At 51.0% G+C, this 3,387-nt stretch carries 2 rRNA genes; both read right to left on the reverse strand.

Annotated features, from left to right (window positions below):
* Positions 1-63: 63 nt before the first annotated feature.
* Positions 64-179 (reverse strand): 5S ribosomal RNA (gene rrf / locus F2P67_RS27400).
* A 148-nt stretch (positions 180-327) separates the two neighbouring features.
* A 23S ribosomal RNA gene (locus tag F2P67_RS27405) occupies positions 328-3,221 on the reverse strand.
* Positions 3,222-3,387 lie beyond the last annotated feature (166 nt).

A 3,387-nucleotide genomic window follows, 5' to 3' on the forward strand; every position in this document is an offset into this window, starting at 1 on the left:
GGCGCTTTCCTGCGGGCAAAACAAAACCCCAACTGCTTTCGCAATTGGGGTTTCGGAATTTAATCTTGACGATGACCTACTCTCACATGGGGAAACCCCACACTACCATCGGCGATGCATCGTTTCACTTCTGAGTTCGGGATGGGATCAGGTGGTTCCAACGCTCTATGGTCGTCAAGAAATTCTGGTACTGAGTCGTGACGTGAGGGTCTCGCTTCAGCAAATTGGGTATGTGACAGCTGGTGTTTGTGAACATCGAACTTTCGGTTCGTTTCGTCTTCACACACCGCAATCTGGTCTCTTCGACGCAAATTGCTTGGGTGTTATATGGTCAAGCCTCACGGGCAATTAGTATTGGTTAGCTCAACGCCTCACAGCGCTTACACACCCAACCTATCAACGTCGTAGTCTTCGACGGCCCTTCAGGGAACTCAAGGTTCCAGTGAGATCTCATCTTGAGGCAAGTTTCCCGCTTAGATGCTTTCAGCGGTTATCTTTCCCGAACATAGCTACCCGGCAATGCCACTGGCGTGACAACCGGAACACCAGAGGTTCGTCCACTCCGGTCCTCTCGTACTAGGAGCAGCCCCTCTCAAATCTCAAACGTCCACGGCAGATAGGGACCGAACTGTCTCACGACGTTCTAAACCCAGCTCGCGTACCACTTTAAATGGCGAACAGCCATACCCTTGGGACCGGCTTCAGCCCCAGGATGTGATGAGCCGACATCGAGGTGCCAAACACCGCCGTCGATATGAACTCTTGGGCGGTATCAGCCTGTTATCCCCGGAGTACCTTTTATCCGTTGAGCGATGGCCCTTCCATACAGAACCACCGGATCACTAAGACCTACTTTCGTACCTGCTCGACGTGTCTGTCTCGCAGTCAAGCGCGCTTTTGCCTTTATACTCTACGACCGATTTCCGACCGGTCTGAGCGCACCTTCGTACTCCTCCGTTACTCTTTAGGAGGAGACCGCCCCAGTCAAACTACCCACCATACACTGTCCTCGATCCGGATAACGGACCTGAGTTAGAACCTCAAAGTTGCCAGGGTGGTATTTCAAGGATGGCTCCACGCGAACTGGCGTCCACGCTTCAAAGCCTCCCACCTATCCTACACAAGCAAATTCAAAGTCCAGTGCAAAGCTATAGTAAAGGTTCACGGGGTCTTTCCGTCTAGCCGCGGATACACTGCATCTTCACAGCGATTTCAATTTCACTGAGTCTCGGGTGGAGACAGCGCCGCCATCGTTACGCCATTCGTGCAGGTCGGAACTTACCCGACAAGGAATTTCGCTACCTTAGGACCGTTATAGTTACGGCCGCCGTTTACCGGGGCTTCGATCAAGAGCTTCGCGTTAGCTAACCCCATCAATTAACCTTCCGGCACCGGGCAGGCGTCACACCCTATACGTCCACTTTCGTGTTTGCAGAGTGCTGTGTTTTTAATAAACAGTCGCAGCGGCCTGGTATCTTCGACCGGCATGAGCTTACGGAGCAAGTCCTTCACCCTCACCGGCGCACCTTCTCCCGAAGTTACGGTGCCATTTTGCCTAGTTCCTTCACCCGAGTTCTCTCAAGCGCCTTGGTATTCTCTACCCAACCACCTGTGTCGGTTTGGGGTACGGTTCCTGGTTACCTGAAGCTTAGAAGCTTTTCTTGGAAGCATGGCATCAACCACTTCGTCATCTAAAAGATGACTCGTCATCAGCTCTCGGCCTTAGAATCCCGGATTTACCTAAGATTCCAGCCTACCACCTTAAACTTGGACAACCAACGCCAAGCTGGCCTAGCCTTCTCCGTCCCTCCATCGCAATAACCAGAAGTACAGGAATATTAACCTGTTTTCCATCGACTACGCTTTTCAGCCTCGCCTTAGGGACCGACTAACCCTGCGTCGATTAACGTTGCGCAGGAAACCTTGGTCTTTCGGCGTGGGTGTTTTTCACACCCATTGTCGTTACTCATGTCAGCATTCGCACTTCTGATACCTCCAGCAAGCTTCTCAACTCACCTTCACAGGCTTACAGAACGCTCCTCTACCGCATCATCCGAAGATGATACCCGTAGCTTCGGTGTATGGTTTGAGCCCCGTTACATCTTCCGCGCAGGCCGACTCGACTAGTGAGCTATTACGCTTTCTTTAAAGGGTGGCTGCTTCTAAGCCAACCTCCTAGCTGTCTAAGCCTTCCCACATCGTTTCCCACTTAACCATAACTTTGGGACCTTAGCTGACGGTCTGGGTTGTTTCCCTTTTCACGACGGACGTTAGCACCCGCCGTGTGTCTCCCATGCTCGGCACTTGTAGGTATTCGGAGTTTGCATCGGTTTGGTAAGTCGGGATGACCCCCTAGCCGAAACAGTGCTCTACCCCCTACAGTGATACATGAGGCGCTACCTAAATAGCTTTCGAGGAGAACCAGCTATCTCCGAGCTTGATTAGCCTTTCACTCCGATCCACAGGTCATCCGCTAACTTTTCAACGGTAGTCGGTTCGGTCCTCCAGTCAGTGTTACCTAACCTTCAACCTGCCCATGGATAGATCGCCCGGTTTCGGGTCTATTCCCAGCGACTAGACGCCCTATTAAGACTCGCTTTCGCTACGCCTCCCCTATTCGGTTAAGCTCGCCACTGAAAATAAGTCGCTGACCCATTATACAAAAGGTACGCAGTCACAGAACAAAGTCTGCTCCCACTGCTTGTACGCATACGGTTTCAGGATCTATTTCACTCCCCTCTCCGGGGTTCTTTTCGCCTTTCCCTCACGGTACTAGTTCACTATCGGTCAGTCAGTAGTATTTAGCCTTGGAGGATGGTCCCCCCATATTCAGACAAAGTTTCTCGTGCTCCGTCCTACTCGATTTCATGACTAAGAGATTTTCGCGTACAGGGCTATCACCCACTATGGCCGCACTTTCCAGAGCGTTCCGCTAATCTCAAAGCCACTTAAGGGCTAGTCCCCGTTCGCTCGCCACTACTAAGGGAATCTCGGTTGATTTCTTTTCCTCAGGGTACTTAGATGTTTCAGTTCCCCTGGTTCGCCTCTTGCACCTATGTATTCAGTACAAGATAACCATCTTATGATGGCTGGGTTCCCCCATTCAGACATCTCCGGATCAAAGTCTGTTTGCCGACTCCCCGAAGCTTTTCGCAGGCTACCACGTCTTTCATCGCCTCTGACTGCCAAGGCATCCACCGTATGCGCTTCTTCACTTGACCATATAACCCCAAGCAATCTGGTTATACTGTGAAGACGACATTCGCCGAAAATTCGAATTTCTCAACTAAGAGAACTCACAAATTTTACCTTAGCCTGATCCGTTACCAGTGAAAGTAACGTTCAGTCTATCTTTCTATCACATACCCAAATTTTTAAAGAACGATC

This window comes from Pseudomonas atagonensis, assembly GCF_011369485.1.
In the GTDB taxonomy this organism is placed as follows: domain Bacteria; phylum Pseudomonadota; class Gammaproteobacteria; order Pseudomonadales; family Pseudomonadaceae; genus Aquipseudomonas; species Aquipseudomonas atagonensis.